The organism is Albimonas sp. (assembly GCF_055129145.1).
In genome coordinates this window covers 1-18,785 of sequence record NZ_JBSRTQ010000033.1, presented here as the reverse complement: position 1 = coordinate 18,785, position 18,785 = coordinate 1, and the positions used below count along the sequence as shown (strand labels likewise).

Annotated in this window: 17 protein-coding genes and 1 pseudogene; 14 read left to right on the top strand and 4 right to left on the bottom strand. The window is 70.5% G+C overall.

Going from position 1 to position 18,785, the window contains the following annotated elements:
* Positions 1-66 precede the first annotated feature (66 nt).
* The 6 genes from ACTB72_RS07785 to ACTB72_RS07760 all read left to right on the top strand — a co-directional run bounded on the left by ACTB72_RS07785 (position 67) and on the right by ACTB72_RS07760 (position 6,330).
* Positions 67-540 (top strand): SRPBCC family protein, encoded by a 474-nt coding sequence (locus ACTB72_RS07785; protein WP_463036415.1) that lies wholly within the window; start codon positions 67-69, stop codon positions 538-540.
* 142 nt (positions 541-682) lie between these two features.
* The gene (locus ACTB72_RS07780; protein ID WP_463036414.1) at positions 683-2,611 is read left to right on the top strand and encodes an ABC transporter ATP-binding protein; all 1,929 of its coding nucleotides are present in this window, start codon (positions 683-685) and stop codon (positions 2,609-2,611) included.
* 45 nt (positions 2,612-2,656) lie between these two features.
* A complete protein-coding gene (locus tag ACTB72_RS07775; protein WP_463036413.1) occupies positions 2,657-3,229 on the top strand; it encodes a hypothetical protein in 573 nt (190 codons plus the stop codon).
* Positions 3,230-3,627: 398 nt separating this feature from the next.
* Positions 3,628-4,185: a ubiquinol-cytochrome c reductase iron-sulfur subunit gene (gene petA / locus ACTB72_RS07770; RefSeq protein ID WP_463036412.1), complete on the top strand. Its 558-nt coding sequence runs from the start codon at positions 3,628-3,630 to the stop codon at positions 4,183-4,185.
* Between the two features lie 10 nt (positions 4,186-4,195).
* Positions 4,196-5,506 (top strand): cytochrome b, encoded by a 1,311-nt coding sequence (locus ACTB72_RS07765; RefSeq protein ID WP_463036411.1) that lies wholly within the window; start codon positions 4,196-4,198, stop codon positions 5,504-5,506.
* A 29-nt stretch (positions 5,507-5,535) separates the two neighbouring features.
* Positions 5,536-6,330, top strand: coding sequence for a cytochrome c1 (locus ACTB72_RS07760; RefSeq protein ID WP_463036428.1), 795 nt, complete (start codon positions 5,536-5,538; stop codon positions 6,328-6,330).
* A gap of 182 nt (positions 6,331-6,512) precedes the next feature.
* Here ACTB72_RS07760 and ACTB72_RS07755 read toward each other — a convergent pair whose 3' ends face one another.
* Positions 6,513-7,631 carry an alkene reductase gene (locus ACTB72_RS07755; RefSeq protein ID WP_463036410.1) on the bottom strand — a complete coding sequence of 373 codons (1,119 nt, stop codon included), beginning with the start codon at positions 7,629-7,631 and terminating at the stop codon, positions 6,513-6,515.
* Between the two features lie 212 nt (positions 7,632-7,843).
* On the opposite strand from ACTB72_RS07755, the gene ACTB72_RS07750 reads away from it, so the two are divergent.
* On the top strand, positions 7,844-8,359 hold the full coding sequence (locus ACTB72_RS07750) for a nuclear transport factor 2 family protein (RefSeq protein ID WP_463036409.1): 516 nt from the start codon (positions 7,844-7,846) through the stop codon (positions 8,357-8,359).
* A gap of 24 nt (positions 8,360-8,383) precedes the next feature.
* Here the strand turns inward: ACTB72_RS07750 and ACTB72_RS07745 are convergent, their stop codons facing one another.
* Positions 8,384-9,514: an NADH:flavin oxidoreductase gene (locus ACTB72_RS07745; protein ID WP_463036408.1), complete on the bottom strand. Its 1,131-nt coding sequence runs from the start codon at positions 9,512-9,514 to the stop codon at positions 8,384-8,386.
* Positions 9,515-9,668: 154 nt separating this feature from the next.
* Here ACTB72_RS07745 and ACTB72_RS07740 point away from each other — a divergent pair, with 154 nt between their 5' ends.
* Together ACTB72_RS07740 and ACTB72_RS07735 are read left to right on the top strand one after the other, a co-directional pair.
* Positions 9,669-10,682 (top strand): alpha/beta fold hydrolase, encoded by a 1,014-nt coding sequence (locus tag ACTB72_RS07740; protein ID WP_463036407.1) that lies wholly within the window; start codon positions 9,669-9,671, stop codon positions 10,680-10,682.
* Positions 10,679-11,260: a 5-formyltetrahydrofolate cyclo-ligase gene (locus tag ACTB72_RS07735; protein WP_463036406.1), complete on the top strand. Its 582-nt coding sequence runs from the start codon at positions 10,679-10,681 to the stop codon at positions 11,258-11,260. The genes ACTB72_RS07740 and ACTB72_RS07735 overlap by 4 nt, the downstream gene beginning before the upstream one ends.
* Here the strand turns inward: ACTB72_RS07735 and ACTB72_RS07730 are convergent.
* Positions 11,257-12,090 carry a TIGR00282 family metallophosphoesterase gene (locus tag ACTB72_RS07730; RefSeq protein ID WP_463036405.1) on the bottom strand — a complete coding sequence of 278 codons (834 nt, stop codon included), beginning with the start codon at positions 12,088-12,090 and terminating at the stop codon, positions 11,257-11,259. The two genes, ACTB72_RS07735 and ACTB72_RS07730, sit on opposite strands and share 4 nt — an antisense overlap.
* Before the next feature lie 303 nt (positions 12,091-12,393).
* Here ACTB72_RS07730 and ACTB72_RS07725 point away from each other — a divergent pair, with 303 nt between their 5' ends.
* From ACTB72_RS07725 to ACTB72_RS07705, 5 genes are all read left to right on the top strand, one after another.
* Positions 12,394-13,350: a DMT family transporter gene (locus tag ACTB72_RS07725; protein ID WP_463036404.1), complete on the top strand. Its 957-nt coding sequence runs from the start codon at positions 12,394-12,396 to the stop codon at positions 13,348-13,350.
* Complete coding sequence (locus ACTB72_RS07720) at positions 13,347-15,122, top strand: SLC13 family permease (RefSeq protein WP_463036403.1); 1,776 nt, start codon at positions 13,347-13,349, stop codon at positions 15,120-15,122. Before ACTB72_RS07725 ends, ACTB72_RS07720 begins: the two co-directional genes overlap by 4 nt.
* Positions 15,122-15,460, top strand: a complete 339-nt coding sequence (locus ACTB72_RS07715; RefSeq protein ID WP_463036402.1) for a hypothetical protein — start codon at positions 15,122-15,124, stop codon at positions 15,458-15,460. Before ACTB72_RS07720 ends, ACTB72_RS07715 begins: the two co-directional genes overlap by 1 nt.
* Before the next feature lie 107 nt (positions 15,461-15,567).
* Positions 15,568-16,314, top strand: a complete 747-nt coding sequence (locus tag ACTB72_RS07710; RefSeq protein WP_463036401.1) for a YebC/PmpR family DNA-binding transcriptional regulator — start codon at positions 15,568-15,570, stop codon at positions 16,312-16,314.
* 135 nt (positions 16,315-16,449) lie between these two features.
* Complete coding sequence (locus ACTB72_RS07705) at positions 16,450-17,199, top strand: NUDIX hydrolase (RefSeq protein ID WP_463036400.1); 750 nt, start codon at positions 16,450-16,452, stop codon at positions 17,197-17,199.
* Between the two features lie 19 nt (positions 17,200-17,218).
* Here the strand turns inward: ACTB72_RS07705 and ACTB72_RS07700 are convergent.
* Positions 17,219-18,785, bottom strand: a pseudogene (locus ACTB72_RS07700) (hypothetical protein); the annotation flags it as partial.

Genomic DNA, 18,785 nt, shown 5'->3' with positions numbered 1-18,785 from the left:
CGCCCGCATTCTGCGCCCGACGGCGGCGCCTCGACCGCCGGACCAAAAAACCCCGGGAGAGCCCAGATGACCGACGTCCACGCGAACGACGCGCCAACCCACGCCTTCCAGCGCAGCCACCATGTCGACATCGACGCCGATCCGGGCGCGGTGCTCGACTACGTCTCGAACCCCAATTCCTGGCCGGAATGGCTGGCGGCCTCCCACAAGCTCGACAGCCCCGACCGGCCGCTGCTCACCGGCGACGCGTTCCGCGAGGAATGGCATACCCGCACCGGCCCTGCCGTGCTGCATTGGCGCGTCGCCGATCACGCCCCGGCGGCGTTCTGGGTCGGCGAGACGGCGGCCGACTTCCTCGGTCCCGTCATCGCGCGCTATGACGTGGCCCGGACCGGCGGCCTGACCCGCTTCACGCGCACCGTGACCAACCCCGCCCGCCCCCGTCCGATCACCGAGGCCCAGATCGCCGGGATCGACGCCGAGGCCGCCACCGCGCTCGCCAACATCAAGCGCATCGTCGAGGCCCGCGCCGGCGCCTGAGCCGGCCGCGGTCATCCCGGCGCCTGCGCCGGCCAAGCCCATCGTCGCCCGCGGCGGGACAAATCGCCCCCGCGCCCTTGACCTCGCGCCGGGTCGAGCCCCTATCCCCCCGAGGCCCGAACCCGCAGGAGGCCCGCGACCCGTGACCGACTTCTCCGCCCCCGAGGCGCCCGAACGCGCCCGCCCCTCCCGCGACTGGGCGCGCCGCACGGCCGACCTCTTCGACCCCTCCGCCCCGGCGGACGGCCCGCCCCCGTCGGGGTTCCTCGCCTTCTGCCGCTGGGCCCTGCGCGGGGCCGGGCCGGTGTTCTTTCTCGCCATGCTCGCCAACGTGGCTCTGGCCTGGGCCGAGGTCGGCGTGGCCTGGGCGGTGTCCTGGGCGGTCGACCTGATCGCCACGGCCGGCCCCGCGCTGACCGAACCCGGGGCCCGCGCCGCCTTCCTCGCGGAACATGGAATGCTGCTGACGCTCGCCGGCATCGCGGTCTTCGCGGTGCGCCCGATCTGCGTGGCGATCTCGTCGGGGCTGATGCAGTTCAGCCTCCAGCCCGGCATGTTCCAGCTGACCGTGTTCCGGCTGCATCGCCACACGCTCGGCCAGCCGATGAAATATTTCGAGGATGATTTCGCCGGCCGCATCTCCGCCAAGCAGCTGCAGACCGGGACCGCGCTGACCGAGCTCGCCTCCGAGGTCGTGCAGGCGGTCAGCTTCGCGCTCGCCTCCATGGTCGCCGCGCTGGTGGCGCTGGGCGCGGCGGACTGGCGGCTGACGCTGGCGCTGCTGGGCTGGCTGGTCGTCTATCTGGCTTGGGTCGCATGGATGCTGCCTCGCCTGCGGGCGAGCGCACGGGAACGGGCCGACGCGCAATCCGCCCTGTCGGGACAGCTGGTCGACACGATTTCGCACATGGAGACGGTGAAGCTCTTCGCCCATGCGGGCCGCGAAGAGGACTATGCGCAGGAGGCTCTGGGCCGCCTGCGCGAGGCCAAGATCGCCTTCGGCCGCCTCGCCTGGACCTATCGCACGGTGATCGCGACGCTCGCCGGCGTGCTGCCGCTGACGCTGGTGGGCACGGCGCTGTGGCTCTGGGGCCAGGGCACGGGCTCTCCCGGCGCGGTGGCGCTGTCGGGGCTGCTCGCGCTGCGCATCGGCCAGATGTCGGGCTGGATCAGCTTCACCGCCATGGGCATGTTCGCCAATGCCGGCGTGGTCGAAGACGGCATCCGCACCCTCACCCCACCCCACAGCCTCAGCGACGCGCCCCAGGGCGCCCCCCTGCCCCGCGCCAAGGGCGCGCTGGCCTTCGAGAACGTCACCTTCCAGTATGGCCGCGACCGCGACGACGACCGCGGCGGCGGGCTCGATCGCTTCGACCTTTCGGTGCGGCCGGGGGAGAAGGTGGCGCTGGTCGGGCGTTCGGGCGCCGGCAAGTCCACCGCGATGAAGCTGGCGCTGCGCCTCTACGACGTGGAGCAGGGGCGCATCGCGCTGGACGGCAAGGACATCCGCGCGCTCGCGCAGGACGACCTGCGCCGCCAGATCGCCTTCGTCACCCAGGACACCGCGATGTTCAACCGCTCGGCCATGGACAACATCCTCTATGGCCGCCCCGACGCGGGGCGCGAGGCGGCGATGGAGGCCGCCCGCCAGGCCTCCGCCCACGACTTCATCGAGGAGCTGGAGGATTTCCGCGGCCGCACCGGCTACGAGGCCCGATTGGGCGAGCGCGGCGTGAAGCTGTCCGGGGGGCAGCGGCAGCGGGTGGCGATCGCGCGGGCGATCCTGAAGGACGCCCCGATCCTGATGCTGGACGAGGCGACCTCGGCGCTCGATTCCGAGACCGAGGCCGAGGTGCAGGAAGCGCTGGAGCGGCTGATGGAGGGCCGCACCGTCATCGCCATCGCCCACCGCCTGTCGACCATCGCCCGCATGGACCGGATCGTGGTGATGGAGGACGGCCGCATCGCCGAGCAGGGGACCCATGAGGCCCTGATCACCCGCGGCGGCGCCTATGCCGACCTGTGGGCGCGGCAATCGGGCGGGTTCCTCGGTCTCGACGCGGCGGAGTAACTGTTGTTCAATTAGCTTGGTGATTCCTTATTCAGAGGGCTATTGATGGTTAGCGAATCTGGCACAATACCTTGGGAAGCGCCTGCGGCATTTAGCGCATTGCTAACGCCAATACTTTTGCAATTGCTCAACCGATGGCTTGGGCAAGAAAAATCAGCAAGCGAGAAAGCTCGTTTTCAGAGCATCGAACGCTTGGTAGAAATCATTGAAAAAATCGAAAGAACCAGGCCGGACTCCGTTGACGCTGCCATATTGGATCGACATACGCGTCGACTTGCAATATTAGAAGAGTCACTCAATAGAAAATTAAAGGATCTCAGCGACGAAATTGAGAGATCTTCGTCTGTCAGAGGTTATTACTTTATCCCCCCACCCGATGGATTTTGGATAGGTGGATTGATAATTTTATTTTTTCTATCCATTCTCAGCACAATACTTTGTCTCGGCGTGGGATTGGGAAATGCCTTAAGCGGCAGCGACGACAACAACGCAATAATTGGAGGATTCTCGTTTGCGGTCATATTTTTTGTACTGGCGATATCATTGCGTTGGCTCATGTTTTTCCTTTTTCACAAGCGAATTGCTCGGCGCGCACGGCTCGTGGACAAACACGACTGATGCATGACGTGGTGTTCGGTCCCGCCGGTCCGTGGACCCCGGCGCCGGCCCGCGGAACCGACTGACGCCGACGATTCGTCCCGCCCCGGCCACGCCGCGCGAAGGCCGGCGCCCGGTCCTGCGATCCCTCGCCGCGCCCCGCCGGAGCCGTGCTCCGCAGGGTGGGATGAACCCCGCGGCTTTGACGCCAATGCCGTGAGAAAAAACCGAAATGGGGCGACTCTGCGTCTACCTGTCTCTGGACCTTCAACTTTGGCGGCGGTAATCGACCTCCGGATCGGTTCATCCCACTCTGGGACGGACCGTCGGCATTTCGTCCCGCCAGCCACTCCAGGCGCCAGCCGGGCGTCCGCGAAACAGGCGGGGGACGCGACGAACACGCGAAGGGGGACAGCCTCGTGGCCCACGCAGAATCGGACGCCGAACCGACCCGCCGGGATTTCCTGTACGTCGCGACGGCCGCCGTCGGCGCCGTCGGGGCCGGCGCGGCGGTCTGGCCCCTCATCGACCAGATGAACCCCAGCGCCGACGTGCTGGCGCTCGCCTCCATCGAGGTGGACGTCAGCGCGGTGGAGGTCGGCACCCAGCTGACCGTCAAATGGCGCGGCAAGCCGGTGTTCATCCGGCGCCGGACGGAGACCGAGATCGAAGAGGGACGCGCCGTCCCTCTGAGCGATCTCAAGGACCCCATCGCGCGCAACGCGCAGCATGAGGGCCAGCCCGCCACCGACGAGAACCGCACCCTCGACGAGGCCGGCGAATGGCTCGTCATGCTGGGCGTCTGCACCCATCTGGGCTGCGTGCCCCTGGGCGAGGCCGGCGATTTCGACGGCTGGTTCTGCCCGTGCCACGGCTCGCATTACGACACCGCCGGGCGGATCCGCAAAGGACCCGCGCCCGAGAACCTGCCCGTCCCGGTGGCCGCGATGGCCGACGGCAAGATCAAGCTGGGTTGAGGAGACGATCATGTCCGGCATCCCGCACGAGCCCTACAAGCCGAAGTCCAGCTTCGAAAAGTGGTTGGACGCCCGCCTGCCGATCGGCGGGATCATCTACGGCACGCTGATGATCCCGACGCCGAAGAACCTCAACTGGATGTGGATCTGGGGCATCGTCCTCACGGTCTGTCTGGCGATGCAGATCGTGACCGGCATCGTGCTGGCCATGCATTACACCGCCAACACCCAGATGGCCTTCGCCTCGGTCGAGCACATCATGCGCGACGTCAACGGCGGCTGGCTGCTGCGCTACATGCACGCCAACGGCGCGTCGCTGTTCTTCATCGCGGTCTACTTCCACATCTTCCGCGGCCTATACTACGGGTCGTACAAGGCCCCGCGCGAAGTCACCTGGATCATCGGCGTCCTGATCTACCTCGCCATGATGGCGACGGCGTTCATGGGCTACGTCCTGCCCTGGGGCCAGATGTCCTTCTGGGGCGCGACGGTGATCACCAACCTGTTCTCGGCGCTGCCCCTGGTCGGCGAGCCCGTCGTGAACTGGCTGTGGGGCGGCTTCGCCGTCGACAACCCCACCCTGAACCGCTTCTTCTCGCTGCACTACCTGCTGCCCTTCGTGATCGTCGGGCTGGTCGTGGTGCACATCTGGGCCTTCCACTCCACCGGCAACAACAACCCGACCGGGGTTGAAGTCCGCCGCACCTCGATCGAAGACGTCAAGAAGGACACGGTGCCGTTCTGGCCGTATTACGTGATCAAGGATCTGTTCGCCCTGGCGGTGATCCTGCTGGTCTTCGTGATCATGGTGTTCTACATGCCGAACTACCTCGGCCATGCGGACAACTACATCGAGGCCAACCCCCTCTCCACCCCGGCCCACATCGTTCCCGAATGGTACTTCCTGCCGTTCTACGCGATCCTGCGCGCCATCACCTTCGACATCTGGTTCATCGACTCCAAGCTCGGCGGCGTGATCTGCATGTTCGGCTCCATCGCGGTGCTGCTGTTCGCGCCGTGGCTGGACACGTCGAAAGTGCGCTCGGGCCGCTACCGGCCGAAGTTCAAGATCTGGTTCTGGATCTTCGTGCTGGATTTCTTCATCCTGATGTGGTGCGGCGGCATGCCGGCCGAGGGGCTGGTGCCGACCATCTCCCTGATCGGCCTGATCTACTGGTTCGGCTACTTCCTGGTGATCCTGCCGGTGCTCGGCCTGGTCGAGACCCCGAAGCCGATCCCGGCGACGATCGAAGAGGATTTCGACCGCGCCATGGCGGAGAAATACGCCAAGTCCGGCGCCGCCGCGACCCCGGCCGAATGAGCGGGGCGAAGGAGACGATGACCATGCGCATCCGCAAAACCCTCGCCGTCGCGGCGCTGGCCGCGGCCCTCCCGGCCGCCGGCTTCGCCGCGGAAGGCGGCCATGTCACCGACATCAGCTTCTCGTTCGAGGGGCCGCTCGGCAGCTATGACCAGCACCAGCTCCAGCGCGGGCTGCAGGTCTACAACGAGGTCTGCGCGGCCTGCCACGGCATGAAGTTCGTGTCGTTCCGCAGCCTCGCCGACGCCACCGGCCCGGGCTACGACGCCGATCAGGTCAGCGCCATCGCGGCGCTCTATCAGGTGGCGGACGACTCGGACGGGGCCCTGCCCGGCGACACCCGCACCGCGCGGACCTCGGACAAGTTCCCCGCCAACACCGCGGCCGGCGCCCCGGATCTCAGCCTGATGGCCAAGGCCCGCGCCGGCTTCCACGGCCCCAATGGCACCGGTCTGAGCCAGCTGGTCAACGGCATCGGCGGCCCGGAATACATCCACTCCCTGCTCACCGGCTACACCGATGAGATCAAGGAGCAGGCGGGCACGGTGCTCTACGAGAACCACACCTTCCCGGGCGGTTACATCAGCATGCCGCCGCCGCTGTCCGAGGGGATCATCGAATACGCCGATGGCACCCCGGCGACCGTGGACCAGATGTCCACCGACGTCTCGGCCTTCCTGATGTGGGCGGCCGAGCCGAAGCTCGCCGACCGCAAGGCGGCCGGCGCGCGGAACTTCCTGTTCGTGGCGCTGCTGGCCGCGCTGCTCTACCTGTCCAACAAGAAGCTGTGGGCCGGGATCAAGAAGAAGAAGTCGGCGGCCTGATCGCCGCGCCCTCGCCCGCCCTGCGCGAGAAACATCAAGGCCCCGCCCCGGAGAACCCGGGGCGGGGCCTTTCTCATTCCGCCGCACGCGGCGCCCGGCGACGCCGCCGCGCCGTCTCCCGGCCGCGCGGGCGCCCCCGCCGCCACGCGCGGGACGCCGACGCGCGGCCCCGCCCCAAGGGCTCAGGCGGCGTCGCCGTCCCGGGCCGCGACCTCGTCCCAGGTCGGGTAGTCGGTGTAGCCCGCCGGGCCGGGGGTGTAGAACGTCGCGCGGTCATAGGGGTTCAGCGGCCGGTCCTCGGCGAAGCGCCGGGGCAGGTCGGGGTTGGCGATGAACCAGCGCCCGAAGGCCACCATGTCGGCATGCCCCGCCGCCAGCAGCGCCTCCGCCCCGTCGCGCCCGAAACCGCCGGCGGCGATATAGGGCCGGTCGAACAGCGGCCGCAGCCGCGGCGCGGCATTGGCCGCCTCCCCCTCCCGATGCCGCCCGCCCGGCATGGTCCGCGGCTCGATCACATGCAGATAGGCGAGACCCCGGCCCGCGAGCCCCCGCACCACATGCTCATGCAGCGCCCAGGGGTCGCTGTCCGAAATGCCGCCATGCACGTTGAGCGGCGACAGCCGGATGCCCACCCGCTCCGGCCCGCAGGCGTCGATCAGCGCGTCGAGGCACTCGAACAGGAACCGGGCCCGGTTCTCGATCGACCCGCCGTAGCGGTCCTCGCGCTTGTTGGCCCCGTCCTGCAGGAACTGGTCGATCAGGTATCCATTGGCCGCATGCTGCTCCACCCCGTCGAACCCCGCCGCCAGCGCGTTGCGCGCCGCGAGCCGATAGTCCTCGACCGTCGCCGCGATCTCGCCCTCCTCCAGCGCGCGGGGCATCGGATAATCCCGCATCCCCATCGGCGTCCGGCACTGGCCGACCGCGGCGACGGCCGATGGCGCGACCGGCGTCTCCCCGTTCGGCTGCAGCTCGGGGTGCGACTGCCGCCCCACATGCCAGAGCTGGGTGAAGATCCGCCCGCCCTCGCCATGCACCGCATCCGTCGCCATCCGCCAGGCCTCGACCTGCCGGTCCGACCACAGCCCCGGCGTGTCCGGCGTGCCCCGCCCCTGCGGCGAGATCAGCGTGGCTTCGCTGACGATCAGCCCGGCCGAGGCGCGCTGGCGGTAATGCTCCGCGATCAGCGCGGTCGGGGTCCCGTCGGCCTCGGCGCGCGAGCGGGTCAGCGGCGCCATGACCATGCGGTTGGCGAGCCGGAACGGACCGATTTCGACCGGGGAAAGCAGGCGAAGCGACATGCGGAAAACCTCTGGTTTCATCCGGAGAAAGGCGCCGGACGCCGGGTAAGCTAGCCGCCCCGCCCCCGCCTTGTCGATCCGGGCCCGCCCGGCGGGGCTCCATCATCACAGGACGGATGCGCGTCCGCACTTGCCCCCGCCCCGCCCGGCGCCGTTGGATCGCGGAGGCGCGCGGCCGCAGAGCCGCCCGGAAGACCACAGAGGAAACGCCAATGAACAGCCCGGACTTCAACCGCCTTCTGGCCCGGTTCACGCAGGCCGCCGAATCCGGCGACGGCGCCCGCTTCGCCGCCTGCTTCACCGAGGACGCGGTCTATCACGACTACATCTACGGCCCCCACCAGGGCCGGCCCGAGATCGCCCACATGATGCAGGACCTCTTCCACCGCGACGCGGCCGAGTATCGGTGGGAGATGTTCGACGGCGTCTGCGACGGCGACCAGGGCTTCGCCTGGTCGCTGTCGAGCTTCACCTCCACCATCCCCCAGTTCGCGGGCCGGAAGGTGGTGATCGACGGCATGTCCCGCTTCGTCCTGCGCGGCGCGCTGATCGCGGAGTATCGCGAATCGGTCAACGGCGGCGTCGCCATGGCCCAGCTGGGGGTGGAGCCGGCGCGGATGGCCAAGGTCATGCATCGCTGGGCCGGCTGGCTGCAGGACCGGCCGGAAACCAAGGCCTATCTCGAAAGCCCCCCCGGCGCGCACGCCGCGCGCGGCGTCGGGGGGTGAGGGGGCCGGGGGGGGTGACCGGCCTCAGACCAGCTCGGCCATCGCGGAGACGTCGAAGCCCGAGACCTCGGCTCCGGTGCGGATCTTCTCCGGCCAGTTGGGGTCGCTCAGCAGGATCCGGCCCACTGCGATCAGGTCGAACTCGTCACGCTCCATCCGCGCGACCAGTTTTCCGAGGCCGGCCGCGGCCGCGCCCTCGCCGCCGCGCAGCGTCCGGATGAACTCGCCGTCGAGCCCGACCGAGCCCACCGAACAGGTCATCTTGCCGGTCAGCTTCTTCGCCCAGCCGGCGAAGTTCAGCCCATCCTCGCCGTCGAGCTCGGGAAACTCCGGCTCCCAGAACCGGCGCTGGGAGCAGTGGAAGACGTCCACCCCGGCCTCGGCGAGGGGCGTCAGCCAGGCCTCCATCTCGGCCGGGGTGGTGGCGAGCTTCGCGTCGTAGTTCTGCTGCTTCCACTGGCTCAGGCGCAGGAAGATCGGGAAACCGGGGCCGACGGCCTCGCGCACCGCCCGCACGATCTCGGTCACCACCCGGGCGCGATCGGGCAGCGCCTTGCCGCCCCAGCGGTCGTCGCGCTCATTGGTGCCGTCCCACAGGAACTGGTCGATCAGGTAGCCATGGGCGCCGTGCAGCTCGGCCATGTCGAAGCCGATGCGCTTGGAATCCGCCGCGGCCGAGGCGAAGGCGGCGACCAGATCCGCCACGTCCTCTTCGGTCATCGCCTTCCCGCGCGCATCGCCGGGGGCGACGAGGCCCGATGGGCTTTCGACTTCAACCTGCGGATCCCAGCCGCCGGCGCCGCGGGTGGAGCCGGTATGCCAGATCTGCGGCCCCATCTTGCCGCCCGCCGCGTGGACCGCGTCGATCACCAGCTTCCAGCCGGCCAGCGCCGCATCGCCATGGATGAAGGGGACATGGGGCATGTTGCGCGACCCGGGGCGGTCGATCACCGTGCCCTCGGACAGGATCAGGCCGGTCCCGCCGAGGGCGCGGCGGCGGTAATAGTCGGCGTTGGCCTGGCCGGGGATGCCTTCGGGCGCCTTGTTGCGGGTCATCGGCGCCATGACGATGCGGTTCTTCAGGTGAAGCGGCCCGATGTCGAGCGGCTGGAACAGGACCTCGGTCCCCACGGTCTTCTGAGCTTCGGGCGACATGCGGCGATCTCCAGGCGGACATTCTGACAGGCATCCGACTTGGCCCGACGGCCGCGAAACCGCAAGCCGCGGCGACGAAATGGCCGGGCTCGCTTGACCCCGCCGTCGGGGCGGCGAAACATCCGCCCGACCCGAGCCCTCGCAGGAGCCCCCCATGTCCGACCACCACATCTTCGACCTGGGGCCGACCGTCCTGCAATCGGGCATGACCCTGCCCGCCGCCCATGTCGCCTACCGCACCTACGGCACGCTGGCGGCGGATCGCTCCAACGTCATCCTCTACCCCACCTCCTACGGCGCCCAGCATTCGGACATCGACTGGCTGATCGGCCCGGGCCGGGTGCTGGACCCGGAACGGTGGTTCATCGTGATCCCCAATCAGTTCGGGAACGGGCTGTCGACCTCGCCCTCGACGCTGGCGATGCCCTATGCCGACGGACGAGCGCCGCTGTTCACCCATTGGGACAATGTCCAGGCGCAACGCCGCCTGCTGGCGGAGCGGTTCGGGGTGGAGCGGCTCGCGCTGGTCTACGGCTGGTCGATGGGCGGCCAGCAGGCGCTGCACTGGGGGGCTTTGTTCCCGGACCAGGTGAACGCGATCTGCGCGGTCTGCACATCGGCCCGCACCAGCCCGCATAACGCGGTGTTTCTGGAGGGGCTGCGCACCGCCCTGACCGCCGACGCGGCGTATCAGGACGGGCGGTTCGTCGCAAAACCCCTGCGCGGCCTGCGCGCCTTCGCCCGCATCTACGCCGGCTGGGCGATGAGCCAGACGTTCTACCGGGAGGAGCTGTGGCGCGGCGCCGGCTTCGCGACGATGGAGGACTGGCTGGTTCGCGGCTGGGAGGGGAATTTCATGCGGCGCGAGGGCGAGGACCTGCTGTCGATGCTCGACACCTGGACCCGCTCCGACATTTCCGACAACCCGGTGTTCTTCGGGGACCTGAAGGCGGCGCTGGGAGCGATCAAGGCGCGCACGCTGCTGATGCCCTCCACCACCGACCTCTATTTCCAGGTGGCCGACAACGAGATCGAAGCGGCGATGATGCCGAACGCCGCGCTTCGGCCCATCGTCTCCGACTGGGGGCATCGGGCGGGCAACCCGAGCCTGTCGCCGCCCGACGAGGCGGTGCTGCGCGCGGCGGTGGCGGAGCTTCTGGGGGCGTGACCGAGCCTTCCCTGCTCGCCGTGCCCAAGGCGGAGGCGCGGCGCGAAGCTTTCGAGCGGCGGCGCGAGGCTCATCTGGCGCTCGGCCCCGCGCCCGAGACGGCAACCGAGGCGCTGGTCGCCGCCGCGCTGGCGACGGCCCCTAAGGGCGCGATCGTCTCGGGCTACCTGCCGATCCGGACCGAGATCGATCCCCGCCCCGCCATGACCCGCCTGCACGAAGCCGGCCTGCGGATCTGCGCGCCGGTGGTGATCGGGCCCGGTCTGCCGCTGCGGTTCCGCGCATGGACCCCGGACGGCGCGCTGGAGGTCGGGCCGTTCGGCGCGCTCGCCCCGGCTTCGGGAGACTGGCTGACGCCGGACCTGGTGATCGCGCCGCTGGTCGCCTTCGACGACGTGCGGATGCGGCTCGGATATGGCGGCGGCTTCTACGACCGCACGCTGGCGATGCTGGCGGAGACGGCAGGCGCGCCGGTCCCCGCGCTGGGTTTCGCCTACGCGGCGCAGCGCAGCGACACGCTCCTGCCGGCGGAGGCGACCGACCGTCCGCTCGACCGCATCATCACCGAAAACGGCTAGGCCGGGATCTCATAACCCTCGGGCGCGCACTGGGCCAGACGTCCTCCGACCCGCACCGGCCAGATGCCGCGGGCGAGCCCCGTGGCGTCGTCGGTGTCGACCACCACGCCCGACAGCGTCGCCTCGCCCAGCGCCGGCTGGAAACGCCCCTTGGCCATGCCGGTGACGAAGCGGCGGATCGGCTCTTCGGCCTGCATGCCGATGACCGAGTCGTAATCGCCGCACATGCCCGCGTCGGTCATGTAGCCGGTGCCCTTGTTCAGGCGCACCGCGTCCGAGGTCGGGACATGGGTATGCGTCCCCACCACCAGGCTCGCGCGTCCGTCGAGGATCCGGCCCATCGACATCTTTTCGGAGGTCGCCTCGGCGTGGAAGTCGACGATCACCGCGTTGGCGATGGCGGGCATCGGGCTGGTCTTCAGCGCCGCGTCCAGCATCGGGATCGGGTCGTCATAGGGCCGGGACATGAAAGCCCGGCCAAGCGCCTGCGCCACCAGCACTTTTCGCCCGCGCGTCGCGGGGAAGACGCGGAAACCGGCCCCCGGCGCCGCGCGCGAAAAGTTCAGGGGTCGGATGATCCGCGGCTCGGAGGAGATGTAGGTCAGCATCTCCTTCTGGTCGAAGGCGTGATCGCCGAGCGTGATGCAGTCGGCCCCGGCGGCGAGGATGTCGGCGGCGATGCCCCCGGTCAGCCCCATGCCGGACGCCGAGTTCTCGGCGTTGACCACGACGAAATCGAGCGCCCAGGCCGTGCGCAAAGCCGGCAGGCGCTCGACGACCGCGGCGCGACCGGAACGGCCGACCACGTCTCCCAGGAACATGAGCCTCATGGCGATCCCATAGCCGGTTCCGCGCGCGGGGGACAGAGGGCGGGGCGGCGCGCGCGACCCGCCCCCCCGCGGCTTCGCATCGCGGGCGCGGGCGCTTCCCTCGGCGCGCCGGCGAGGGCATCTTGCGCCATGACGAGGGCCGCCCGCCGGGACGCCCGTCCCGCAACGGAGCCCGACGCACGCGCCTGTTTCCAGAGCCCCGAACGCCGTCCCGCCCCCCGTCCCAATCCTGTCCCGGATCGACCCCGGCGCCCGATCCGCGCCGCCGCCCGTCCCCGCCCCGAGCCGAGAGCGCCCTTCCGCATGACTTCAGACGTTTCCGTCACCCGGCCCGGCCCGCCGACGGCGCGCACCGCCGGCGCCGCCGCGGCGCTGCTGATGGTGGGCGTCGGCTGGGGGGCCGCGACCGTCGCGGTCAAGGTCGCGGTATCGACCGGCCATGACGTCGGCGGGCTGATGTTCTGGCATTTCGCGCTGTTCGTTCTGTTCCTGGGCGTGGCGCAGGCGATCCGCCGCCGGCCGATGCCGCTGACCTGGCGGGCGCTCGGCTTCTATGTGGGCGTCGCCCTGCTGGGCAATTTCCTGCCGGCGCTGTCGGAGCTTCACGCCGCCTCGCACCTGCCCGCCGGGGTGCTGGGCCTCGTCATCGCCATGACCCCGATCTTCGCGCTGCTCCTCGCGCTCGCCTTCCGGGTCGAGCGGCCGGAGGCGCGCCGCCTGGCGGGCGTCGGCCTCGGCGCGCTCGCCATCGTCCTGCTGCTGGGGCCCGAGGCGGCGCTGCCCGATCCCGACGCCTGGCCCTGGGTGGTGCTCCTGCTACTCACGCCGGTCTGCTACGCGGCCGAGGGCCTCTTCGTCGCGCTGCGCATGCCCGAGGATCTCGATCCCGTCTCCGCCCTGCTCGGCGCCTCGCTCTGCGGGCTGGCGGTGCTGATCCCCTATGTGGCGCTGACCCCCGGCGCCTACGTGCCCCTGCCCGGCCCCTTCGGCGCGGCCGAACAGGCCGTCGTCGCCGGCGCCGCGCTCTCCTGCCTCTGTTATCTGGGATATCTGCGCATGAACCGCGCCTTCGGACCGGTCTACGCCTCGCTGGTCTCCTATCTCGTCACCCTCTCGGCGGTGCTGTGGTCGGTGGTGCTGCTGGACGAGCGTCATTCGGGGTGGCTCTGGGCGGCTCTTGCGGCGATGATCGCCGGCATGGCCCTGGTGCAGCCGCGCCGCCGCCCGCCCGCGACCGAGCCGATGGAGGCGAGCGCATGATCCAGCTGGTCCTCGACAACCTGCCGGCGCTGCTGACGCTGGGCGTGCTCGCCGGCATGTTCACCCTGTTCTGCATGGAGCGGTTCTCGCCCGAAGTGGTGGCCATCGGCGGCGTCGCCATCCTGCTGGCGACCGGGGTGATGGAGCCTTCCGCTCTGATGGGGGCCATCGCCAACCCGGCGCCGATCACCATCGCCGCCATGTTCATCCTGTCCGGCGCGCTGGTGCGGACCGGCGCGCTCGACGCCTTCACCCGCTTCGCGCTGGAGCGGGCGGAGAAACGCCCCAAGGCCACGCTCGCCGCCTTCGCGTTCTTCGTGCTGATCGCCTCGGCCTTCATGAACAACACGCCTGTGGTGGTGGTGATGATCCCCATCGCCATGCGGCTGGCGCAGAAGATGGGCATGACCGGCTCGCGCCTGCTGATCCCGCTCAGCTATCTCGCCATCCTCGGCGGGATCTGCACCCTGATCGGCACCTCCACCAACCTGCTGGTCGACGGCGTCGCCCGCGGCGCGGGGATGGAGCCGTTCTCGATGTTCGAGGTCACGCCGCTCGGCATCGCGCTGGCGCTGACCGGGCTGATCTACCTGCGCATCGCGGCCCCCCATCTGCTGCCCGAGCGTCAGGCGATGGCCGACTTCCTGGGCGAGCGCAAACGCCTGTCCTTCATGACCGAAGTCGCGGTGCCGCCCGGCTCCCCGATCATCGGGCAGGAGGTGCTGAAGGTGGAGATGTTCCGCCGCCAGGGCATGCGCGTGATCGACGTGCTGCGCGGCGACGAATCGCTTCGCCGCAACATGGCCGGCGTGGTGATGCAGGAGGGCGACCGCGTGGTGCTGCGCACCGGGGTCAACGAGCTGCTCGGCCTGCGCGAAACCCGCGCCCTCCACATGGTCGACCGGATCTCCGAGAAGAAGACCGTGACGGTGGAGGCGCTGATCGGCCCCAACTGCCGCATGGTCGGCCGCACGCTGGGCCAGCTGCGCCTGCGCCGCCGCTACGGCGTCTACCCGCTGGCGGTGCATCGGCGGAGCCAGAATCTCGGCCGGCAGCTCGACGACATCTTCGTTCGCATCGGCGACACCCTGCTGCTGGAGGGCGACCCCGAGGACATCAAGCGCCTCGCCGAAGACGTCGGCCTCGTCGACGTCGCCCAGCCGACCGAGCGGCCCTATCGCCGCGACCGCGCCTGGATCGTGCTGTCGGTGCTGTTCGGGGTGGTGTTCCTGTCGGCCATCGACGTCGTGCCTATCGTGGCGGCCTCGGTCATCGGGGTGGCGGTGGTGCTGTTCACCCGCTGCATCGACGCGGACGAGGCGTTCGACAGCGTCGAGGGCCGGCTGCTGGCGCTGATCTTCGCCATGCTGGGCATCGGCGCGGCGCTGGAAAGCTCCGGCGCGGTCAAGCTGGTGGTCGACGCCATCGCGCCGTTCCTGATGAAGCTGCCGCCCGAGGCGGCGTTGTGGATGCTGTTCCTGATGTGCTCGGCCCTGACGGAACTGGTGTCCAACAACGCGGTGGCCGTGGTGATGACGCCCATCGCCATCGCGCTCGCCCATACGCTGGGCGTCGACCCGCGCCCCTTCGTGGTGGCGGTGATGATCGCGGCCTCGGCCAGCTTCGCCACCCCCATCGGCTACCAGACCAACACGCTGGTCTACGGGCCGGGCGGTTACAAGTTCACCGACTTCGTGCGCATCGGGCTGGGCATGAACCTGCTGATCGGCGTGGTCGCCTGCCTGCTGATCCCGCTGATCTGGCCGCTGTAGTGGCGGGCGCGGACATCTGGGTCTGGGCGCTGGTCGTGGCGGGCTCCGCGCTGTTGGGGGTGCTCGCGCTCTGGGGCGTGATCATCCAGGCGATGGTCAGGCGGCTGGAGCGGACGCATCGCGACGCCTATCTGGACCTCGCCGCCCGCTCCCCCCGCCTGCCGGTGCGCATGGCCGCGTCGCGCGAATTGCAGCGCGCCATGGGCCGGGGGGAGACGCTGCCCGGCACGGCTTCCGGCGACGCGAGGCTCGCGCGGCTCTACGGCCACGAGCGGCGTCTGCGGTTCGCGCTGGTGATCCTGACGCTGGCGACCGCGCTGGCGATCATCTCGATCTGAGCCGCCCCCCCGTAATGCAGGTCTGCGGCGCGGGCCTTGAGGGCCGGCCTCGCCTCGCCTATAAGCGCGCGCATTCGGGAAACCCTTCAGACCGCGCGAGGCTCGTCATGGCCGGCCATTCCAAATGGGCCAATATCCAGCACCGCAAGGGGCGCCAGGACGCTGTCCGCTCCAAGCTGTTCTCCAAGCTCGCCAAGGAAATCACCGTGGCGGCGAAGATGGGCGACCCGGACCCGGACAAGAACCCGCGCCTGCGCCTCGCGGTGCGCGAGGCCAAGCAGGTCTCGGTCCCCAAGGACGTGATCACCCGCGCGATCAACAAGTCCATCGGCGGCGACGCCGACACCTATGAGGAGATCCGCTACGAGGGCTACGCCCCCGGCGGCATCGCCGTGGTGGTGGAGGCGCTGACCGACAACCGCAACCGCACCGCCTCCAACGTCCGCTCGCTCTTCGCCAAGCATGGCGGCAACCTGGGCGAAACCGGCTCGGTCGGCTTCATGTTCGACCGCATGGGCCAGGTGGTCTATCCCGCCTCCGTCGGCGACGCCGACACGGTGATGGAAGCCGCGATCATGGCCGGCGCCGCCGACGTGGAATCGGACGACGAGAACCACGTGATCTATTGCGCGGGCGTCGACCTGAACGAGGTCTCCACCGCGCTGGAGGCCAGCTTGGGCGAGTCCGTTTCGACCAAGCTGATCTGGAAGCCGAATCTGACCAACGAGCTCGACCTCGAAGGGGCGGAGAAGGTGATGAAGCTGATCAACGCGCTCGAGGACGACGACGACGTGCAGACCGTCACCGCCAATTTCGAGATGTCGGACGAGGTGATGGAGGCGCTGGCCGGCTGACCGCCGCCCCCGGCTTCACGCCCCCGTTTCAACGGGCCCCGTCGCGCTGCGGCGGGGCCCTTGTCTTTTCCCCCTTACAAAGCCCGCCGCGGGGCGCCACCCTCCCGGCCAGAAACGCAAAGGGAGAAAAGCAAGATGCCGGATGCGAAACCGATCCGCCTGGCCGCGACGGTCATGCTGTTGCGCGAGACGCCGGTGCTGGAAGTGCTGATGGTCCGGCGCAACCAGATGATCGACTTCTTCTCGGGCGCCATGATGTTCCCGGGCGGCAAGCTGACCGAGGAGGACGCCTCCCCCGCCTGGGCCGACCACGCCATCGGCTGGCATGAGGTGCCGGAGGACGAGCGCGCGCCCCGCATCGCCGCGGTGCGCGAGACCTTCGAGGAGACCGGGCTGCTGCTCGCCCCCGGCGGCAAGACCGGCACGCCGGAGGAGCGGACCGCGGTGGAGAACGGCGAGATCCCGTTCCTCGACTATGTGCGCGCGCGCGGCGTGGTCCCCGACCTGACCCAGCTGACCCGCTTCGCCCGCTGGTGCGCGCCCTCGTCCGCGCCGAAGCGCTTCGACACCTTCTTCTACATCGCCCGCGCGCCGGAGGATCAGGAGCCGGTCCATGACGGGCGCGAGACGGTGATGACCGAATGGATCGCGCCGTCCGAGGCTCTGCGCCTTTGGGAGACGCGGGAGCGGGCCATCGTGTTCCCGACCCGGATGAACCTGCGGCTGCTGTCGGCCTCCGCGACCCTGCTCGCCGCGGCGGAAGCGGCCGCCTTGCGGGCGGGCCGCACCGTGCATCCGCAGGTGGTGGAGGTGGAGGGCGTGCGCCGCCTGCGCCTCGCGCTCGAAGACGGCTACGGCGAGGTCGACGAGGTCTTCGACCGCTGAGCTCCGATCCGGGCCCGGCCTAGCCGTCCCCGAACCCTTCCGAAAACCGCCCGAAGCGGTCGCGAGGCGGGGAGGGGCGGCGGGCGAGGCCCGAGGCCCGCGTCGGGGCCAGCGCATCGGTCAGCGCCACGCCGGCCGGCCGAATGTCGTGTTCCGTCAGCATCCGCGCCGCGGCGCGCAGCGATTCGCGCCGCGTCCGCCCCTCGCGGGCCAGCAGCAGCACCCGGTCGGCCTTCGCCGCCAGCACGAAGCCGTCGGCGACCGACAGCAGCGGCGGCGTATCCAACACCACCACGTCGAACCGCTTGCGCAGCGCGCCCAGAAGCGCCGCCATCGCCGGGCCGGCCAGCAGGTCCGCCCGCCAGGCCGGCGCCGGCTCGGCCGGCAGGATGCTGAGCCCGGTGGCGGTGTCGGTCCACAGCACCTCGTCCAGAGGCGCCCCGCGTTCCAGCGTCTCCAGCAGATCCGCCGCGCCCTGCAGCCCGAAGCGGGCGGCCTGGGAGGGGGCGCGGATGTCGGCGTCGACGAGCACCGTGCGCAGGCCGATGCGGGCGCAGGTCTCGGCCAGAAGGGCGGCGGTTTCCGACCGGCCCTCGCGCGGGCCGGGCGAGGTCACCGCGATCACCATCGGGGCCGTCGCCCCGGCCATCAGCCGCACGCGCAGCGCACGCCCGGCCTCGGCCAGCGGCCCGGCGGGGCGGGCGCGGGCGAGCGCCAGCAGGCCGGCGGCGGCGCCGCCGTCGCCCGAGAACGCTTCCAACCCCGCCCCCGCCAGCCCCACCGCCGATCGCGGCGCGACCGTGCGGGGCACCGCCGCCAGCGCCGGCATCCGCGCCTCCTCCGCCGCATCCTCGAGGCTGCGCAGGGCGCGGTCCGTCGCCTCCGCCGCCGCGCCGGCCATCCCGGCCGCCGCAAGCCCGCCGCAAAGCGCCGCGATGAGCGCCGTCGCCGCCGAAAGCCGGTCCGGCGCCGCGGGCGGCAGGGCGGGACCGGCGATGCGGATGTCCGAGCGTTCCGGCCCCGTCGCCCCCGCCCCCGCCCCGACCACCGCCTGCAGCCGGCTCCGCGTCGCGTCGCGCAGCGCGCCCAGCGCGCGCGCCTCCCCGGTCCGGGCGAGCAGGTCGGGGTCGTCGCGCGCGCGCACCTCCGCCGCCGCCCGCATCGCGTCCAGGTCCTCGCGCATCCCCTCCAGCCGCGCCTGGGCCGCCTGCCAGGCGCGGCGGACCTGCCCCTCATCGGCGCGGGCGGCGGCGAGCGGCTCGCCAAGGCCGCGGGTCCGGTAGGCGTCGAGCGCGGATTCATGCGCCTCAAGCCGTCGCCCGGCCTCCGCCAGCGCCGAGGCCGACGCCGCCCGCAGCGCGGCGCGGCGCGCCTCGGCGGCGGTCTCGGCGGCGGCGAGGCGGGCGGTCAACTCTTCCAGCCGGTTGGCGAGCAGACGGGCGGCGCGTTCCTCCGCCTCGATCCGCGCCTGCAGCCGGTCGCGGGCGTAGAGGTCGGCGAGCGTGTTGGCGATCAGCGCGGCGAGCCCGGCCTCGGCCGCCCGCACCCGCAAGGCCACTCCCGCGCCCGAGGCCAACGGCGCGGCG

Excerpts from the sequence above, each read along its gene's own strand:
- ACTB72_RS07785 (WP_463036415.1), top strand. The coding sequence starts at position 67 with ATGACCGACGTCCACGCGAACGACGCGCCAACCCACGCCTTCCAGCGC.
- ACTB72_RS07775 (WP_463036413.1), top strand. The coding sequence starts at position 2,657 with ATGGTTAGCGAATCTGGCACAATACCTTGGGAAGCGCCTGCGGCATTT.
- ACTB72_RS07765 (WP_463036411.1), top strand. The coding sequence starts at position 4,196 with ATGTCCGGCATCCCGCACGAGCCCTACAAGCCGAAGTCCAGCTTCGAA.
- ACTB72_RS07755 (WP_463036410.1), bottom strand. The coding sequence starts at position 7,631 with ATGTCGCTTCGCCTGCTTTCCCCGGTCGAAATCGGTCCGTTCCGGCTC.
- ACTB72_RS07750 (WP_463036409.1), top strand. The coding sequence starts at position 7,844 with ATGAACAGCCCGGACTTCAACCGCCTTCTGGCCCGGTTCACGCAGGCC.
- ACTB72_RS07745 (WP_463036408.1), bottom strand. The coding sequence starts at position 9,514 with ATGTCGCCCGAAGCTCAGAAGACCGTGGGGACCGAGGTCCTGTTCCAG.
- ACTB72_RS07740 (WP_463036407.1), top strand. The coding sequence starts at position 9,669 with ATGTCCGACCACCACATCTTCGACCTGGGGCCGACCGTCCTGCAATCG.
- ACTB72_RS07730 (WP_463036405.1), bottom strand. The coding sequence starts at position 12,090 with ATGAGGCTCATGTTCCTGGGAGACGTGGTCGGCCGTTCCGGTCGCGCC.
- ACTB72_RS07725 (WP_463036404.1), top strand. The coding sequence starts at position 12,394 with ATGACTTCAGACGTTTCCGTCACCCGGCCCGGCCCGCCGACGGCGCGC.
- ACTB72_RS07720 (WP_463036403.1), top strand. The coding sequence starts at position 13,347 with ATGATCCAGCTGGTCCTCGACAACCTGCCGGCGCTGCTGACGCTGGGC.
- ACTB72_RS07710 (WP_463036401.1), top strand. The coding sequence starts at position 15,568 with ATGGCCGGCCATTCCAAATGGGCCAATATCCAGCACCGCAAGGGGCGC.
- ACTB72_RS07705 (WP_463036400.1), top strand. The coding sequence starts at position 16,450 with ATGCCGGATGCGAAACCGATCCGCCTGGCCGCGACGGTCATGCTGTTG.